General features: G+C 63.2%; 15 protein-coding genes and 3 pseudogenes. 10 read left to right on the top strand and 8 right to left on the bottom strand.

Going from position 1 to position 17,358, the window contains the following annotated elements; genetic code table 11:
- Positions 1 to 107: 107 nt before the first annotated feature.
- Both ACTIFP_RS17385 and ACTIFP_RS17380 read left to right on the top strand, forming a co-directional pair.
- The gene (locus tag ACTIFP_RS17385; RefSeq protein ID WP_439512545.1) at positions 108 to 1,853 is read left to right on the top strand and encodes a methanol/ethanol family PQQ-dependent dehydrogenase; all 1,746 of its coding nucleotides are present in this window, start codon (positions 108 to 110) and stop codon (positions 1,851 to 1,853) included.
- Between the two features lie 62 nt (positions 1,854 to 1,915).
- Entirely contained in the window at positions 1,916 to 2,602 is a 687-nt protein-coding gene (locus ACTIFP_RS17380; protein ID WP_439512570.1) for a response regulator, read from the top strand.
- A gap of 12 nt (positions 2,603 to 2,614) precedes the next feature.
- Here the strand turns inward: ACTIFP_RS17380 and ACTIFP_RS17375 are convergent, their stop codons facing one another.
- The 4 genes from ACTIFP_RS17375 to adh form a co-directional block, all read right to left on the bottom strand.
- On the bottom strand, positions 2,615 to 4,876 hold the full coding sequence (locus tag ACTIFP_RS17375; RefSeq protein WP_439512544.1) for a NahK/ErcS family hybrid sensor histidine kinase/response regulator: 2,262 nt from the start codon (positions 4,874 to 4,876) through the stop codon (positions 2,615 to 2,617).
- Complete coding sequence (locus tag ACTIFP_RS17370) at positions 4,873 to 6,015, bottom strand: FIST N-terminal domain-containing protein (RefSeq protein ID WP_439569939.1); 1,143 nt, start codon at positions 6,013 to 6,015, stop codon at positions 4,873 to 4,875. The genes ACTIFP_RS17375 and ACTIFP_RS17370 overlap by 4 nt, the downstream gene beginning before the upstream one ends.
- A gap of 74 nt (positions 6,016 to 6,089) precedes the next feature.
- Positions 6,090 to 6,479 (bottom strand): DUF779 domain-containing protein, encoded by a 390-nt coding sequence (locus tag ACTIFP_RS17365; protein ID WP_439569951.1) that lies wholly within the window; start codon positions 6,477 to 6,479, stop codon positions 6,090 to 6,092.
- 124 nt (positions 6,480 to 6,603) lie between these two features.
- Positions 6,604 to 8,124: an aldehyde dehydrogenase gene (adh, locus tag ACTIFP_RS17360; RefSeq protein ID WP_439512542.1), complete on the bottom strand. Its 1,521-nt coding sequence runs from the start codon at positions 8,122 to 8,124 to the stop codon at positions 6,604 to 6,606.
- A gap of 360 nt (positions 8,125 to 8,484) precedes the next feature.
- Here adh and ACTIFP_RS17355 point away from each other — a divergent pair, with 360 nt between their 5' ends.
- The gene (locus ACTIFP_RS17355; protein WP_439569938.1) at positions 8,485 to 9,468 is read left to right on the top strand and encodes a DUF3500 domain-containing protein; all 984 of its coding nucleotides are present in this window, start codon (positions 8,485 to 8,487) and stop codon (positions 9,466 to 9,468) included.
- Positions 9,465 to 10,004, top strand: a complete 540-nt coding sequence (locus tag ACTIFP_RS17350; protein ID WP_439569937.1) for a hypothetical protein — start codon at positions 9,465 to 9,467, stop codon at positions 10,002 to 10,004. The genes ACTIFP_RS17355 and ACTIFP_RS17350 overlap by 4 nt, the downstream gene beginning before the upstream one ends.
- Before the next feature lie 342 nt (positions 10,005 to 10,346).
- Here ACTIFP_RS17350 and istB read toward each other — a convergent pair whose 3' ends face one another.
- Together istB and ACTIFP_RS17340 are read right to left on the bottom strand one after the other, a co-directional pair.
- Positions 10,347 to 11,075, bottom strand: a complete 729-nt coding sequence (gene istB / locus ACTIFP_RS17345) for an IS21-like element helper ATPase IstB (RefSeq protein ID WP_031304487.1) — start codon at positions 11,073 to 11,075, stop codon at positions 10,347 to 10,349.
- Positions 11,062 to 11,430: pseudogene (locus ACTIFP_RS17340) on the bottom strand (IS21 family transposase); the annotation flags it as partial. The gene istB and the pseudogene ACTIFP_RS17340, both read right to left, overlap by 14 nt.
- Between ACTIFP_RS17340 and dnaE2 the strand changes: the two are divergent.
- Positions 11,423 to 11,833, top strand: a pseudogene (dnaE2, locus tag ACTIFP_RS17335) (error-prone DNA polymerase); the annotation flags it as partial. The pseudogenes ACTIFP_RS17340 and dnaE2 sit on opposite strands and share 8 nt — an antisense overlap.
- Here dnaE2 and ACTIFP_RS17330 read toward each other — a convergent pair.
- Both ACTIFP_RS17330 and ACTIFP_RS17325 read right to left on the bottom strand, forming a co-directional pair.
- Positions 11,767 to 12,405, bottom strand: a complete 639-nt coding sequence (locus ACTIFP_RS17330) for a hypothetical protein (protein ID WP_439569936.1) — start codon at positions 12,403 to 12,405, stop codon at positions 11,767 to 11,769. The pseudogene dnaE2 and the gene ACTIFP_RS17330 sit on opposite strands and share 67 nt — an antisense overlap.
- Before the next feature lie 66 nt (positions 12,406 to 12,471).
- A complete protein-coding gene (locus ACTIFP_RS17325) occupies positions 12,472 to 13,476 on the bottom strand; it encodes a serine hydrolase domain-containing protein (RefSeq protein ID WP_439569935.1) in 1,005 nt (334 codons plus the stop codon).
- Between the two features lie 131 nt (positions 13,477 to 13,607).
- Here ACTIFP_RS17325 and ACTIFP_RS17320 point away from each other — a divergent pair, with 131 nt between their 5' ends.
- The 5 genes and pseudogenes from ACTIFP_RS17320 (at position 13,608) to ACTIFP_RS17300 (ending at position 17,138) form a co-directional block, all read left to right on the top strand.
- Positions 13,608 to 14,348, top strand: a complete 741-nt coding sequence (locus ACTIFP_RS17320; protein WP_439569934.1) for a GntR family transcriptional regulator — start codon at positions 13,608 to 13,610, stop codon at positions 14,346 to 14,348.
- Positions 14,345 to 15,661, top strand: a complete 1,317-nt coding sequence (locus ACTIFP_RS17315; RefSeq protein ID WP_439569933.1) for a hypothetical protein — start codon at positions 14,345 to 14,347, stop codon at positions 15,659 to 15,661. The genes ACTIFP_RS17320 and ACTIFP_RS17315 overlap by 4 nt, the downstream gene beginning before the upstream one ends.
- A gap of 99 nt (positions 15,662 to 15,760) precedes the next feature.
- Positions 15,761 to 16,648 carry a TonB-dependent receptor plug domain-containing protein gene (locus tag ACTIFP_RS17310; protein ID WP_439569932.1) on the top strand — a complete coding sequence of 296 codons (888 nt, stop codon included), beginning with the start codon at positions 15,761 to 15,763 and terminating at the stop codon, positions 16,646 to 16,648.
- A pseudogene (locus ACTIFP_RS17305) lies at positions 16,560 to 16,763 on the top strand (P-type conjugative transfer protein TrbJ); the annotation flags it as partial. The gene ACTIFP_RS17310 and the pseudogene ACTIFP_RS17305, both read left to right, overlap by 89 nt.
- A gap of 99 nt (positions 16,764 to 16,862) precedes the next feature.
- Entirely contained in the window at positions 16,863 to 17,138 is a 276-nt protein-coding gene (locus ACTIFP_RS17300) for a helix-turn-helix domain-containing protein (RefSeq protein ID WP_439569950.1), read from the top strand.
- The last annotated feature ends 220 nt before the right edge of the window (positions 17,139 to 17,358 follow it).

The following is a 17,358-nucleotide window of genomic DNA, read 5'->3' as shown; positions in this document are numbered from 1 at the left end:
GGTCCAATTGTCCTGAACCAGACAGCCAATAAGCTCGCGATGACACCGTATTCGCGGGGCCGTCGGCGTGTTGGCTGCACGTCGCATTCGAACAGGGAGGAACGACGATGAAGAAGCATGTGATCCGATCGATCATCAGCGCAACGACGCTGGCGCTTGCAATGGCAGGTCCGGCGATGGCGCAACAAGGACCCGCCGACGCCGAACTGATGGCCGATGCACAATCCACCGGAGACGTGCTGAGCTATGGCATGGGTCCTCAGGGGCACCGATTCAGCCCCCTTACGAAACTCGACTCGAGCAATGTCGCAAAGCTGACCCCCGTCTTTTCGGCATCGCTCGGCGGCGAAAAGCAGCGCGGCCAGGAAGCGCAGCCGATCGTCTATGACGGCACCATCTATGTCACCGGCTCCTATTCGCGGCTGTTCGCGTTTGATGCGCGAACCGGCGAAGAAAAATGGCAGTATGATGCGCGGCTGCCCGAGGGCATCATGCCATGCTGCGACGTCGTCAACCGCGGCGCGGCGATCTATGGCAACAAGATTATATTCGCGACGCTCGACGCGCGCTTGGTCGCGCTCGATCGCAACACCGGCAAGGTCATCTGGAACAAGCAGATCGCCGATTATCAGGCGGGCTATAGCGCGACTGCGGCGCCGATCATCGTCAAGGGCATGGTCATTACCGGCAACTCGGGGGGCGAGTTCGGCGTGGTCGGGCAGGTCGATGCGCGCGATGTCGAAACCGGCGAGCTGATCTGGACGCGCCCGGTTATCGAGGGGCACACAGGCACGCTGCGCGGCCAGCCGAACGGCGTGACGGGAACTCTCAATGCCAGCTGGCCCGGCGATCTCTGGAAAACCGGCGGCGGCGCGACCTGGCTGGGCGGGACCTACGATCCCGACACCAACCTGCTCTTTTTCGGCACCGGCAACCCGGCGCCCTGGAACAGCCATTTGCGCAAGGGCGACAATCTCTACACGGCGTCGACGCTCGCGATCAATCCCGACGACGGCAAGATCGTGTGGAGCTACCAGACGACGCCCCACGATGGCTGGGATTTCGACGGAGTGAACGAATTCATCCCGTTCGATGCGACGATCAACGGCAAAAAGATGAAGCTGGGCGCCAAGGCCGATCGCAACGGATATTTCTTCGTGCTCGACCGGACCAACGGCAAATTCGTCAGTGCGAACCCGTTCGTCATGCAACCGACCTGGGCCAGCGGCTTCGACAAGAACGGTCGGCCCAAGTTCGTCGAGGCGAACCGGCCCGGGCCGCCGTCAGGATCGGAAAAGGGGACGACCGTCTTCGCGTCGCCCTCCTTCCTGGGCGGCAAGAACTGGATGCCTATGGCGTACAGCAAGCAGACCGAGCTGTTCTACATCCCGTCCAACGACTGGGGCATGGATATCTGGAACGAGCCGATCGCCTACAAGAAGGGGGCCGCCTATCTGGGTTCGGGCTTCACCATCAAGCCGATCGCCGACGATCATATCGGCGCTTTGCGCGCGATGGATCCGAAGACCGGCAAGATCGTCTGGGAATATAAGAACAAGGCGCCGCTGTGGGGCGGTGTCCTGTCGACCGCCGGCAATCTGGTGTTCACCGGAACGCCTGAAGGCTTCCTGAAAGCCTTCGACGCGAAGACCGGCAAGGAGCTCTGGAAATTCCAGACCGGTTCGGGCGTTGTCGGCTCTCCGGTCACCTGGGAGCAGGACGGCGAACAATATGTCGCCGTGATGTCCGGCTGGGGCGGCGCCGTGCCGCTTTGGGGCGGCGAAGTCGCAAAGTCGTTCAGCGGCATCAATCAGGGCGGATCGCTCTGGGTCTTCAAGCTGCCGAAGTCATGATGGTCCGGTCGGGAGGCATGGCGATGCGGCCGTTGTCACGCCTCCCGATCTCTGACACTGATATGCACGCCGGATACGGTCGGAGGATTATGACAGCCGAAGCAACGATGGATCGTATCCTCATTGTCGACGATCATCCATTGGTGCGCGACGGGCTGCGCAGCGTCATCGCGGTCACTTTCGATCAATGCGAGATCCTCGAGGCGGCCAGTCTCGAAGAAGCGATCGCGACGCTCGACCGACAGAGCAATTTCGACCTTGTGCTGCTCGACCTCAATATGCCCGACGTCGTCAGGCTCGATGGCCTGCGCTTTCTGCGCCATCGCTTTCCCAGCCTTCCAATCGTCATGGTGTCTGGCACGTTCGACCGGCAACTCGTCCAAGAGGCGCTCGGCGCGGGCGCTGCCGGCTTTATTCCCAAATCGATGAAGCGCAGTGCCATCCTCGAGGCGCTGCACCGGATCATGTCCGGCGAGATCGTCGTGCCCGACGTGCTTGCGGAAGAAAGCGAAACGTCGCGCAAGGATACCGACATCCGAGTTCGGATCGACAGCCTGACCCCGCAGCAGAAAATCGTCCTAAGTCATTTGGTTCAGGGCAGACTCAACAAGCAGATCGCTCACGACCTGAGCGTATCGATGACCACCGTGAAGGCGCATGTGTCCGCGATTCTTCTGAAGCTTGGCGTGTTCAGTCGGACTCAGGCCGTCATTCTCGCCAATCGCGTCCATTTCAACGACGGTGAATAGAGCTTCGAGGCACTAGCTTAGCATCGTCCTCAGCAGCGCCCGCATCTGCGCCGGCTTGATCGGCTTGCCCAGCAAGGGCATCTCCTGCGCGTCGAGCCGGACTTTCAATTCGTCGCTGCGGTCGGCCGAGATGATGATCGCCGGGATATCGTGCCCGCGCTGCGCACGGACCAACCGAACCGCTTCGTCCCCCGTTTGCCCGTCGTTCAGATGATAGTCGGCGATGACGAGATCAATCGGTTGATCCTGTTGTGCCTGCCGACACGCTTCGTCGTAGGTCGCGACCGTGGCGATCTCGCAGCCCCACCCGGACAGCAGCGTCTGCATGCCCTTTTGGATCTGCGCCTCATTGTCGATGACCAATATCCGACGACCCTTCATCGAGCGCGCGCCGCTAGCGGGACGCTCGTCGCCGGTAATGCTGGACCGTTCTTCGCCCAGTGGAACGTCGATCGAGAAACAGGATCCGCGGCCGGGTGCAGAGGTCAGGTTGATCGGATGACCAAGCATGTCGCTGGCACGGCGGACGATGGCGAGGCCGAGCCCTTTGCCGGGGACTCGCTTTACCGAATCGAGGCGTTTGAACTCCTCGAAAATTTGCTCCTGCTCGCCGACCGCAATGCCGGTCCCTGTATCTGAGACCGAGACGCGGATCGTGCCCTGTTCAATGGCCTCGCATGACAGAGTAACACTGCCTCGCGGCGTGTACCGGATCGCATTGGACACGAAGTTCTGGAGAATGCGGCGCAGCAGCCGCACATCGCTTTCGACCCAATAGGCCTTGTTGTCGACCCTGAAATCGAGCCCCGCCGACATCGCCATGGGCGCGAATTCGATCCTGAGCGTCGCCAGCAGGGCGTCGAGACGGAAGTGGCTGACTTCGGGTTGGATCGCACCGGCGTCGAGACGTGAAATCTCGAGAAGGGCTTCAAGCAGATCCTCTACCGAGTCGAGCGCCGTGGATGTCTGATTGATCAGCGCCCGCGTCGGCAGCGCGAGACGCCGCTCGGTCAACGCTGCGGTAAACAGGCGGGCCGCGTTGAGCGGTTGCAACAGATCGTGACTTGCCGCCGCAAGGAAGCGGGTCTTGGACCGGTTAGCCTCCTCCGCGACCGTCTTGGCCTCGGCCATGGCGGCTTCCGCGGCCATCCGTTCGGCAATCTGGTGCTGCAGCTTGCCGTTGACGGCACTGATTTCGGCCGTTCGCTCTTCCACCCGGCGCTCCAAAGTCTCATTGGCTTCGCGAAGTGCGGCGGCTGATCGCAACGCGCCTGTAATATCGAAGAAGCTCATGACCATGCCGCCGTCGGGCATCGGCGTGCGGCGGACTTCGATGACGCGGCCGCTACTATGATGGCGGCGCGAAATCGTTTCCGAAGCGGAATTGGGTAGCCACGCTAACGGTTCGTCGGCGTCCATCGGACCGTTGAGGCGGGTGCACATGTCCACCAGACCTTCGTGCGTCGCGACGCTGGCGATGGCGTCGACCGGAAGGCCGATAATCGAGAGGAGCGGCCCGTTCCACGCCACCAGCCTATGATCTATGTCATAGACGCACACGCCTTGGGGAATCGCATCGAGCGTGGCTTGCAGGACGATGCTCTTCGCCGCGAGCTCGCGCGCGCGCTCGCGCGCATCCTCCGCTTTTACGTCGGTTATGTCGGTGTAGATGCCGACAATACCACCCTCGCTCGTTCGCAGTTCGTTGATCTGAATCCACCGCCCGTCCGACAGCGCCTGAACATGACCGCCTTCGGCAATGCTGTGACGTGCCAACCGGTCGGATACCCAGCGGTCGGGTGCGACCAAAGCGCCCATGGTCCTGTTATTGTCGGCGACGATGCGCGCGATATCGCCAAAGGTCAGATTTTCGTCGAGGTGGTCGGCAACCTCGGGCCACAGGCTGAGATACGCATCGTTGCACAAGATGAGCCTGTCATCGGCATCGAAGAGAGCAAATCCTTCGACGAGTGATTCGATCGCGTCGCGAAGTCGCGCGCGCGCCGCATCTGCCCCCGCATGCGCGTCGGCCAATTCGGCGTTGACCGTCGCGAGGCGCGCCATGGCATCTTCGATCACGCTGGTACGATCGCGAACCATGGCCTCAAGCGAAATTGCCGTCTCGAACATCGTAAAGGCGCTGCCCTGCAGGTCGGTGGACCGTTCCACCCTGTCCATCAAGGCGGCGTTGATCCTTTCCAGTTTCGCAATGCGCGCGCGTAACGCGCCGATCTCGTCGGCTTCGAGGGTCAACGGGGAAGCGGCATTGCTCATCTGCCGATCGCGAGGCCGCTGAAAGTCTGATTGACGTGAGCGGCGTGATACTGCTCACCATAGGTGTTGAATCCGATCACCCTGTTGGCCGAATAAAGCTCGGAGACTTCGCGAGCGACCTGGCGACGCTCGGCGTCGATCCGGTTCAGAACGCAGTCGAACGCGATAATATGATCGATGGCTCCGACCTCGGCCGCCACCTCCCGAAACAATGTCGTCATCCCTGAAACCCGATCGATCGGCTCGCCGATGGTTAGGACGATGCCTTCGTCGATTGCGCAATAGAATGTCAGGCTGCCGTCCGGATTGACGCTTTGAATCGAGCGGACATAATATTCGCCGCCGGCTCGCACCATCGGGGGGTGGGCGGCAAAAAAACCAAAATCCAGAGTCTCGCCTGGATGACCGGCCAGTCGCTGATATTCGATTGCGGCGGGCTCGGCATTGATCTCGGTCACGATCCGCTGGGTCGGGATGGCGCCGGTGACGACCATCTTCCTAGTGCCGGGCACATAGTGCTGGGACCGGAACACATGCATCGGCTTTGCGGACGACAGGATGGCGACGACGGCCGCGTCGTTGTGGAATCGACCGCCGTGGAAGATGCCGGTTTCGCGGAAAAGCAGACCGTCGCCCGACGAGCCGCCGATCAGGGGAATGTCACCGAGAGCGTCCTGGACGGTCATCGTCAGCAATTCTTCACGGTGCGACAGGCCATCGACGAGGAAGAGGGCGACCCGGTTTACATTTTCACCCAACCCCCGGGCGCCCATTTCCGCGCGCGCGGCCAGCGCGCGTATCGCATCGCGGCCGCATAGGGGCTCGAAATTGTCGAGTTGGTCGAAGCAATGCGTCGCCATGTGAAAGCTGTTGGCCGGAAAACCGACAAACGCGATGCTGTCCTCGTCATAGCCGATCGCCGTTACTTCGCCCGAACTGGTGCAGCCGAATACGGTCAGCCCTTCCGAATTGCGGTTGATCGCGCGGGCCAAGGCATCCCGATCATAGCGATGCGAGCAAAATATCAACCCTCCGGCGAGCGGAACATCGCCGATCTGCGCCATGATGTCGGCAAGCGCCGCCGACGGGTCGGCCTCGTGCGAAGAGGCCACGGCAAGATCCTTGGTTAGGGTGGTCACGTTGCTGCTCTCCCGGTTCTTTTCTTTTCCGGACTATGCACCTTTTCCGGTGCCATTGTCTCTTTCCGAATGCGCTATCCCCCACGCTCCGGTTCGCCCGCCATTTCCAGAGCCGCCGCTTCCTCATCGGTAAAGATGCGCGACCGGACGAGGAAACGGACCCCCTCGGGGCTTTCGAGCGACATGCCCGCGCCCCTGCCGGGCACAACGTCGATCGTCACCTGCGTATGGCGCCAATATTCGAACTGCGCCGCGCCGATCCACACCGGAACATCACCTGCAATATGGCCCAGCAAGATGTCTTGCGCACCGGTCCGAAATTCGCCGCGAACAAAGCACATCGGGGCGGACCCGTCGCAGCACCCGCCCGACTGATGAAACATCAGGTCCCCGTGCTGCTCCGACAGCCGCGCGATCCAGGCATCGGCGTGGGGTGTCGAGAGAACGCGGTGCGGTGGCTTCATCATTTGTGTGCCGCCTCCTTCGAACGACAAAGGGCGGGCATCCTTCTGGATGCCCGCCAAGGCAGTGAATGGCGGCGAGTGAGTTTCGGAGATGGACGCCATTCACCGGGAGTGTCGGTCGCCGTCAGAAGAAACCCAATGCTTTGGGGCTGTAGCTGACGAGCAGATTCTTGGTCTGCTGATAGTGGTCGAGCATCATCTTGTGGTTCTCGCGCCCGATACCCGACTGCTTGTAGCCGCCGAACGCCGCATGCGCCGGGTAGAGATGATAGCAATTGGTCCAGACCCGACCGGCCTGGATCGCGCGGCCGAAACGATAGGCGCGGCTCCCGTTGCGGGTCCAGACGCCGGCGCCAAGGCCGTAAAGAGTGTCGTTAGCGATCGCCAGCGCCTCGTCGTCATCCTTGAACGGGGTCACCGACAGGACGGGGCCGAAGATCTCCTCCTGGAAGATGCGCATCTTGTTGTGCCCCTCGAGCACGGTCGGCGTGACATAATAGCCATCGGTCAACTCGCCGCCGAGCGATGCGCGGGTGCCGCCGGTCAAAACCTTGGCGCCTTCGGCTTTGCCGATATCGATATAGGCGAGGATCTTCTCCAGTTGGTCGTTCGATGCCTGGGCGCCGATCATCGTTGCCGCATCGAGCGGGTTGCCCTGCTTGATCTTCTCGACGCGCGCGATCGCACGTTCCATGAATTTGTCATAGATGCTGGCCTGAACCAGGGCGCGGCTCGGGCAGGTGCAAACCTCGCCTTGATTGAGCCCGAACATCGCGAACCCTTCGAGCACCTTGTCGAAATAGTCGTCGTCGGCGTCCATGACGTCGGCAAAGAAAATATTCGGCGATTTGCCGCCCAGTTCGAGCGTGCAGGGGATCAGATTCTCGCTGGCATATTGCATGATGAGCCGACCCGTCGTCGTCTCGCCGGTGAAGGCGATTTTGGCGATGCGCTTGTTGCTGGCGAGCGGCTTGCCGGCTTCGATGCCGAACCCGTTGACGATGTTGAGTACGCCTTCGGGCAGCAGGTCGGCGATCAATTCGGCGAGCACCATGATCGACATCGGCGTTTGCTCGGCGGGCTTCAGCACGACGCAATTGCCCGCCGCGAGCGCGGGGGCCAGCTTCCACACCGCCATCAGTATCGGGAAATTCCAGGGAATGATCTGCCCGACCACGCCGAGGGGTTCATGATAATGATAGGCGACGGTGTCGTGGTCGATCTCGGCGATGGAGCCTTCCTGCGCACGGGCGCAACCGGCAAAATAGCGGAAGTGATCGATTGCGAGCGGCAGATCGGCGTGCGTGGTCTCGCGTATCGGTTTGCCGTTGTCGATCGTCTCGACCATCGCGAGGAGGTCGAGATTGGCTTCCATCCTGTCGGCAATCCTGTTGAGGACGATTGCGCGCTCGGTCGAAGAGGCGCGTCCCCAGCCGTCCTTGGCCTTGTGCGCGGCGTCGAGCGCCGTTTCGATGTCTTCCGCGGTCGATCGCGCGACTTTGCAGACCGGATGGCCGGTTATCGGCGAGATATTGTCGAAATATTGGCCCTTCGCCGGCGCGACCCATCGGCCGCCGATAAAATTGTCGTAACTGTCGCGGATCAGCAATTTGCCCGCGAATTTCCCCATGGCCTGTTCAAGCATCTTGTGCCTCCGATATCGTGCGCGAATTTTGGTTCGCCCGGAGAATGCCCGCTATTCGGGCGGTGGCACAATTATACCTTGGGTCGAAGATGAGCCGTTGCGGACGCGCTGGTTCCACGCGCCAGCCCATCACATGCTCGGCTATCGTCGCGTGTCCGTACCGCGATAGAGGCTGCTTCGAGTGCGGCGCTTCTGGTAAAAGCGCACGATGACGGTAGGATATCGACTTACTCCGACGGGTTCGATGCGAGGTGTGCGATGCGTGCTGTCCCCAGAATGCTTTTGCTTCCGGTCCTGATGTCGGCCTATTTTGGAGCTGTAGCATGCTCGGGACCGGGAGGTGATGGCGAGAAAGTCGATATGCCGATCGCGACGTCCGTCGCGGTCAAGCCGGCTGACGCCAAGGCGCTGGCGATCGTCGATGCCGCCAATGACTTCCTCGCGACGCTCAACGACGCGCAGCGCAAGGCCGTCGTTTGTGCCTTTGACGACAACCAGCAGCGCGCGCGCTGGTCGAACTTTCCGACCAGTTTCGTCGAGCGCGGCGGCATCATGCGCCGCGACCTCAACCCGGAACAGCGCGCCGCGCTCGACCGGTTGCTGGGTGAGGTGTTGAGCGAACGCGGCGTCCGGAACGCCCATATGCAGATGGCGGCGGACGACAAGCTCAAGGGCGGCGACGGCCCCGCTGCGGATTTCGGGAGCGATTTCTATTATGTCGCCTTTGTCGGCGCGCCTTCGACCGACAAGCCCTGGTTGTTCCAGTTCGGTGGACATCACCTCGCGATCAACGTGACCTTCGTCGGTGCCGAGGCGAGCTTTTCTCCGATGCTCACCGGTGGGCAGCCGCTGACGATCGATTTCGAGGGGCGCAAAACCTATATCACGAAGCGTGAACTGGATGCCGCTCATGGGCTACTGGCCAGCCTTGATGCCGCTCAGAAAAAGGCCGCGGTCCGCGGCGACGAGCGCATCGACCTGATCCTCGGACCGGGCGAATATGGAACGACGCTGGCGCCCGAAGGCATTAGCGGTGCGAAACTGAACGCGGCGCAGAAATTGCTGCTGCTCGCGGTGGTCGAGGCGCGCGTCAGCCAGTTCAATGGCCGCGACGCGGCGGCCAAAATGGCGGCTGTCCGCAGCCATATCGACAATCTCCATTTCGGATGGTGGGGCCCTCAGGACAAGCCGGGGACGGCCTATTTCCGTATTACCGGTCCAGGGCTCGTGATGGAATATTCGCCCCAGCAGCTGGGCAGCGACGACCCCACCGAACATGCCCACAATATGTATCGCGACCCCGCCAATGATTATGGCGCAGCCTGGGTTGCAGCGAAGAAATGAGGGCTGCGCTTGGTGCGGCTGCTGCTGTCGCCTTCGTTTCGGCCGCCTCGGCGCACCCACACGCCCATGTCGACCAGCAGGCCTTGCTGTCGCTCGGCCGAACTAAGGCGGTGCTGACGTTCGCGATCACGCCCTCGACGAAGGATGGGGCGCATATGTTCAGCCACCTCGACGCGAACGGCAACGGCCTGTTGGAGGCTAGCGAGAAGGCGGCATTCGCCGAATCGCTTTTGGCGCAGACATATCTCACAGCAGACGGGGCTCGCATAAAGCTGCGCGTGACGTACATGCAGTTTCCTGGCCGACGCGCCATGGCGGCGGGTACAGGCGCGATTAGAATTTCCTCAGAGGCACCTGTATCTCTTCCGGCATCCTCTCGGCACCGGTTGGATCTGATGGTGGCGCACAGCGGATTTGCCGAAGGGTGGACCCTGCAGGCCTTTTACTATCGCGACCTGCTCAGCGGGCGGAGCGTGCCGTCTGTCTCACGGAATCCCAAGATCGGGAGCCTCGGCATATCGGTCCCGTCAGGCTAACAAGGAGAGGTATCGGAGGCCGCCGATCGAAGTCGGCCAAAAGCCCTCTGCGCCTGCTGCAACCAAATTCCCTTTTGGCATATTTCAAGCGATCGCTGGCATCGGCTTTGGAAAGGAGTGGACCTGTGCGGACGATTGAGATCTGGCCGGATGAAATCGAGGGCTGTCAAACGGCGTTCAAAAGGGACCCCCGATCGGCGTCGAAGAGGGACCCCCTTTTCGGATAATATGATGCTGGTTTGTTGAAGATGGCCTTGCGCTGCGTGCGGCGGAGGGCGGGCGTAGCCCGACCGGAGGCGCGCGCAGCGCAAGATAGATTTTTGAAGGCGCCGAAGGTGGCTGTCAGCTGCGGTTTTTGAAGCGCCAGCTGTCGTTGCCCGTCTCGACGATATCGCAGTGGTGGGTGACGCGGTCGAGCAGCGCCGTGGTCATCTTGGGATCGCCGAACACGGTCGGCCATTCGCCGAAGGCGAGGTTCGTGGTGATGATGACGCTGGTCCGCTCATAAAGCTTGCTGATGAGGTGGAACAGCAACTGCCCTCCCGAGCGGGCGAACGGCAGATAACCGAGCTCGTCGAGCACGATCAGGTCGAGCCGCGACAGCTGCGCCGCCAGGGTCCCGCCTTTGCCGATCCGGGTCTCCTCTTCGAGGCGTGTCACCAGATCGACGGTGTTGAAGTAGCGGGCGCGAGCGCCCCTTCGCACGACATTGGCGGTGATCGCGATGGCGAGGTGGGTCTTGCCTGTCCCCGTGCCGCCGACCAGCACGATATTGCGGCGAGGCGGGAGGAAGGAGCCATCGTGAAGGGAGCGGATCATCTCCTCATTGATCGGTGTGCCCTCGAAGCTGAACCGCTCCAGGTCCTTCACCACGGGCAGCCTCGCAGCCGTCATCCGATAGCGGATGGAGGCTGCATCCCGGTGGGTCGCCTCAGCACGGAGCAGGTCGGTCAGTATCTCCATGGTGGTGCGCTTGCGCTGGAGGCCGGTGGTGACCGCCTCGTCGAACGCCGCCGCCATGCCCTTGAGTCCGAGGCCGCGCATCGTGTCGATCATATCATGCCGCTGCATCATAGCCTCGCAGCAGATCATAGCGGGCACAGTCGGCGAGCGGAGGATGCTGCAGCATCCGGTCTTCCGAAGTGACGATGCTGTGGGGTGTCGCCGGCTCGCGGCGCCGGGAGAGGATGTTGAGGATCAGCTCGTCGCTGGCCGTTCCGTTCGCCAACGCTTCGCGCACGGCAGCCTCTACCGGCTCCAGGCCATCGGTGAGCACCGCCGAGAGGACCCGCACGAACCTGCGATCGGCCTCGTCCCCGGTGCCGAGCCTTCGCCGTAATCGGTGCAGGGCGGGCGGCAGATCCCAGTCCTGGAACGGTGCGCCGTTACGCAGCGCGCCGGGCTTGTGCGCGAGGACCGGCAGATATGGCTTTCCCGAGAGCCATGCCGCGAGCTTCGCGAAGATCGCCTATGCGAGCTGCTGGATGAAGCATCACCATCCCGATGTCTTCTGTGCCGCGTTGCTCAACGCCCAGCCGATGGGCTTCTATGCCCCCGCGCAGATCGTGCGCGATGCCCGCAATCATGGCGTCGAGGTGCGCCCGGTCTCGATCAACGACAGCCATTGGGATTGCACGCTGGAGGAGAGCGACACCCATGGTGGAGCCGGGCGCTATCTCGCGGTGCGCCTCGGCTTTCGCCAGGTACGATCGCTCGCCAATGTTCATGGCGCTGCGATCGTCGGGGCGAGGGGGGATTTGCCCTACGACTGCGTCGAGGATGTCTGGCGGCGCGCGGGCGTGCCGCGCGCCGCGATCGAACGGATCGCCTCGCGCCACAGCATCTCGCCAATGTCGACCTCGATTTCGTGCGGCGCATTGGGCGCCGGCACGATGAAGGCCGCGATCTCGCTTGGGCTGAAGCTGAAATAGGAGGGAACCTCCCGGCCGAGCTGCGCCTTCATCGCGCCGTCGGCGGCATTGCAGTCGTTGCAAACGAGCAGCCGCGCGAAGCGCTCCACGAGCGGGAACGTCGTCGCAAATGCCCGGCGCCTGATGACGCCCGTCTCGCCGGGTGCGGCGGCGAGAATCTCCTTGCCGATCACTCTCTTGAGATGGTCGCACAGATGATCATGATGTTCATCGAGCTGGCAAAGCAGGACATTGTTGTCGGTGAGCCGGGCGATCTCGAACTTCGGCCGTTTGCAGACCGGGCATTCCCATCCCGTCCACGTCTGCGACCAGGCCTCACCCAGCTCGAGCTTGTCGGTCCCGAACCGTTCGAGAAGCCAGAGCGTCAGGCTGCTCCAGCGCCCATCGCGTGATCCGGTCAGGTTATGGTGCTGCATCTCCTCGTCGGACATGGCGGCGAAATCGGGCAGACGAACGGTCACGGTCTTCATCGGCGCAAGATGATATCAGTTGGCCGAGTTCCGCAATGGAGAACCGCGCTCGCATCGCTTGGGGCGTTAGTCGCCGAGCAACAGCCCGACGAAGTGCGCATCGGACCAGCCGCTCTTCCGGCCCGCGGCGAGCGCCATGATGTCGAGCTTCGCCTGCCGGACGATCGTCAGCTGCCTGGACGGGATGACATAGAGGCGCTGGTCGCCGGCGCCTGCCGCCACCACCATGTCGGCGGGCAGCGTGCCCGCATGCTGGGTGATGTCGGTCGAGCGTGTGACGGGGTCGCTGGCCGGGCTGGCGCGCGGCAGCCACCAGGTCAGGCCATAGGCCGGATTGGCTTCGCTGCCCTTGAACAGCTCGGCGAGCGCGGCCGCATCGACGAGCGCTTTCCCATCCTGCGTCCCGCCGCGCCGCACGAACTCGCCGATCTTCGCCCACTCGGTGGCCGCGAGCACGAGGCCCTGCGGCATCAGCGGTGCCCCGTCGGGGCCGCTGCGCCAATCGCCGACGGTCACCCCGATCTGGGCCAGGATGCGCCGCTCGATATAGCGGCGCGGATCGCCGTCTTCGCCCTTGGCGACGAGCTTGCGGCGCATGATCTCGCCGAAGATCTGCATCGGGGCCGGGCCATATTGAAACTTGCTGCCCGGGGGCGCTGCGAGCGGCAGCTTCACCGAATCGAGATAGGATTGCGGTCTGCCGACCGCAGAGGCCTGCCCGCTTGTCATCGACAGGAGCTGGCGCAGCGTGATCTTGGCCTTGGCGGGATCGCTCTTCCATTCGGTCAGCGTGTCTGCCGCCGCCTCGTCGAGTGTCAGCAGCCCATCCTGAACCGCGGCAGCGGCCATCAGCCCCACGAGACTCTTCGTCCCCGACCAAAGCTCCTGCGGCGTGCTTGTGTCGGCGCTGGAGCAGCGGATTTTGCCATTCTCGAGAACCAGCACCGCGACGCCCGCATGCGCATCGGAATAAGCGAGCGCCGCAGCGCAGCCGGGAAGCGGGGAAGGTTCGGCGGCGGGGGCAGGGGCCGCCGCTATCGCGGCGGCAAGAAGGAGGATGTTTCGCTTCAAAATCCGGCTCCCGTTTCTCGTGCTTGTCTTTGCTGATATTATCGATAATAATTTCAATCGCAATCATCGATTGCTCGTGTGGGCTGCCCGACTAGGATGCACCGCGAGCAGGACAAGCCGAACGGAGAGAAATGGCCGCGACGAAGATGGAGGACGGCGACGCGCCGACCCAGGACCGCGTGATCGCGCGCTTGCTGACCGACGATATTGTCGAATGGCGCATTCCGCCAGGGACATGGCTGCGCGAGCGCGAGATCGCGGCGCGGTTCGACGTCAGCCATGCGCCGGTGCGCGAGGCGTTCCGCCATCTCGCGCGGATCGGGCTGGTCAAGGTCGTGCCATGGCGCGGCACCTATGTGATCGACATTGACGAGCATGCGGCGAACGAGGTCTATGAGCTCTGGAAGGCGCTGTTCGGCGTCGTCTGCCGTCTTGCCGCGGTAGAAATGACCCAGCGCGACGGGCGTGAACTCATGCACCGGCTCGTCGAATATAAGGACGTGACCCAGCGCACCGAGGATACGTTCGAGCATATCAAGGTCTCGAACCGGATCGGCCGCTTCATCGCCAAGCGCAGCAATGCGCCGCTTGCCCTCGAGCTTCTCGACCGCGTCGCGCTGCTCGCGCGCTGGCAGCATAATGTCTACACCGACAGCTATATCGAGACCCACGGCAATGAGGCGGGACGGCGCTCGGCGGTACTCTACGAAGAGCTTTGCCGCCATATCGTCGCCCGCGACGGGGACGCAGCCGATGCTTCCGCGCGCGACCTGATCGGGGTGACGCAGGAGAGCTTCGGGCGCGCGCTCGAGGAATATAAGGCCCGCCATGCGAAGCCCAAGCCGGGCCGACGCCGGGCGAAGGCGACATGACGCGTCCGGTCACCGATCGCCGGACCCTGCTCAAGGCGGGTCTCGCGGCGCCGCTCGCGCTCCAGGCGAGCAATGCCGGAGCCGCCGACAGCAAGGAAATCGCGATGTTCGGGCCCGAGCGACTCTTCGCGGACCTCAAGACCTACGCCGATGCCGGCAACAAGCAGGCGGGCGGTGCGGGCGACCGCGCCACGGCCGACTGGATCGCGAAGCGGTTGGCCGCTGCCGGCTTCACCGTCGAGCGGCAGCCGTTCGATGTTCCCTGGTTCGAGACCTCGCAGTGCGAGCTCGCGCTCGGCGATCTGAAGGTCGCGCTCGTCGCACAGCCGCTGGCCGCTGAAACCGGCGCCGCGGGACTCGAGGCGCCGCTGCTGCTGGCCGAGACGGCCGAGCGGCTCGACGGCGCGATCGCCGTCGTCCGCCTTCCGCATCGTCGTTGGTCGAGCCTTGTCGATCGGGCGGTTCGCGAGCCGCTCGCCGACGCCCTGTCGCGCGGCGCGAGCGCGGTGATCCTCGTGACGACTGGCCCCTCGGGCGAAGCGCTTCTCCTCAACACGCCAGCCGATCGACCGATATCCGACAAGCCTCTGGCCCTGTTGGCGCCGCGTCTCGCGGCGCCGGTGATCGAGGCGGCGCGGCATGGCAAGCCGGCGCGGCTCACGCTTCTCGGCAGCGGCGGGACGCGCAAGGCCGAGAATGTTATCGGCCGCCGCCTTCGGCCCGGCCGTCCCTGGCTCGCCGTCTCGACGCCGCGCTCGGGCTGGACCGATTGCGCGGGCGAGCGCGGCCCGGGCATCGCGATCTGGCTGGCGCTCGCCGACTGGATGCCGCGTGTCTTTGCCGAGCATAATCTGCTGTTCGTGTGCAACAGCGGCCATGAATATGAAAATCTCGGCGCCAGCCACATCGTCGAGGCGATCGGGCCGCCGCCCGCCGAGACCGATTTCTGGCTGCATCTCGGCGCCAATGCGGCGACGCGCGATTATCAGGAAATGCCCGGCCGTCTCCTGCCGCTGCCGAGCGCCGATCCGTTCCGCTTCCTCATGACATCGCCCGAATATGTCGAGCGGGCGCGCGAAATCTTCAAGGGTCAGCCCGGCGCGGAGATGGCCTATCCCTCGTCCGACGGGACGGCGGGCGAACTCTCCGAAGTGATCAAGGCGGGCTATACGCGCCATGCCGGAGTCTTCGGCGCACACCGACATCATCATGCCCCGACCGACATATTATCGAGCGTCGCGGCCGAGCCGCTTGCCGCTACGGCGCGCGGCTTTCGGGATCTGCTGAGCGCGGTCATTCCCACCCCCCGCTGACCGCCTCGCCGGACGCTTCGCGTTTTTCCGGCTTGACTCGTGCGTCCTGATGCACAAAATTATCGATAATAATTGCGATAAGACGATGGGGAGAGACTTATGGGACGCAAGGTGCATCTTCTATTCTGCACGGCCGCCGTTTGGGTGGCCGCCGCAGCCGCGCCCGCCTTCGCCCAGGAGGAAACTCCCGAGGCTCTCCCGGTCGATACGGCGGCGGAGGCGGGCGATGACGGCGCGATCGTCGTGACCGCGCGTCGCCGCGAGGAGCGGCTTGCGGATGTGCCCACCGCGGCATCGGTCATCGATGTCACCGCGCTGAACGATCGCGGCGGCGCGACGGGAAGCGGCGAGCTGCTCGCCGATCAGCCGAGCGTCCGGTTCAACAATCTGAGCTCGTCGATCACGTCCGAAATCTCGATCCGCGCCTCGTCGACCGCGCGCGCGACCAACGGCGACCCGAGCGTCGGCCTCTATCGCAACGGCGCCTATATCGCCGGCGGCCCCGTCGGCGGACGCAACTTCACCCGTCTCGACATGCTCGATATCGGCCGCGTCGAGGTGCTGCGCGGAACGCAGGGTGCGCTTTATGGCCGCAATGCCGTAGGCGGGGCGATCAATATCATCTCGGCCGAGCCGGTCTTCGATCTCGGGGGCTGGGCGAGCGCGCGCTACGGCTTCGAGACCAACAGCCTGCAGCTCCAGGGCGCGGTCAATGTGCCGCTCGGCGACGGCATTGCAATGCGTATCAGCGGCGATCTCGTCGAGCAGGACATCCTCGTCCATAATCATCCAAGCGGAGATCCTTCGCCCAGCGAAGAAGATGTCGCGGCGACCCGGCAACTCGACCAGATCGGCCGGTCGCTCGATATCCAGATTGTCGATCACATAATCGTGACCGCAGCCTATCCTGACCGCCGCGCGCACACTCGAGCAGATCAACAACCAGATCAAGCAGCTCCAGAACCAGGCGACCTCGCTGCTCAATGAGGCGCGAAATCTGCAGAGCCTGCCCGTTTCGACGCTCGGGGAATTGCAGGCGCAGATCGACCAAACCCGCCAGTTGCTCGGCGACGCCGAGGGCATCGCCTTCGATGTGACCGATACCGTCGGCGCTGACGCCGGAGAAGCTCATCCCGCCGATGATCGAGCGCTTCATCGCCGGCGACCGGGAGTTCAGCAAACAACGGCGAAGGAAATAGCGATGCACCGCCGGGGAAGCGGGGCCAGCTTGACGACCGGCGACGATCGGTCGCCGATCGAACCGATCAGTGTTCGCGTTCCCGACGCCAGCCGGATGACCGGTCTGGGTCGCTCGACCATTTATGAGCTGATCGCCTCGGGGGACATTGAGGCTGCAAAAGTTGGGCGTGCGACCGTCATCATGGTGGAGAGTATCCGTAACTTTCTCACCGCAAATCGGATGCGGCCGCGCCCTCGCGGAAGGGAGGCACCTCCGATGTCGCGGGATGCGACCTAACAAAAACGGTCTATCGTATTCCGGAAACTACTCGTCGAAACGGGGCCGAAACTGGGGCATTTCTCCAACGCTCATCAGGCAAAATCACTTGAAAACAAGGCTTTAATGCCTTGGTATGGATCCCTCCTCCGCTACCAAATTCATCCCAATCATCGAGAGTGAATGCCTTCCGCTGGTATTGGATTGGCTGCCGCGCCGCGATGACCGGCGCCCGCCGGAA

Origin of the sequence: Sphingopyxis sp., assembly GCF_051861155.1 — a bacterium.
Classification (GTDB): Bacteria; Pseudomonadota; Alphaproteobacteria; order Sphingomonadales; family Sphingomonadaceae; genus Sphingopyxis.
Note: the sequence above shows the minus strand (reverse complement) of the source record. Positions and strands in the feature narration are given on the sequence as shown.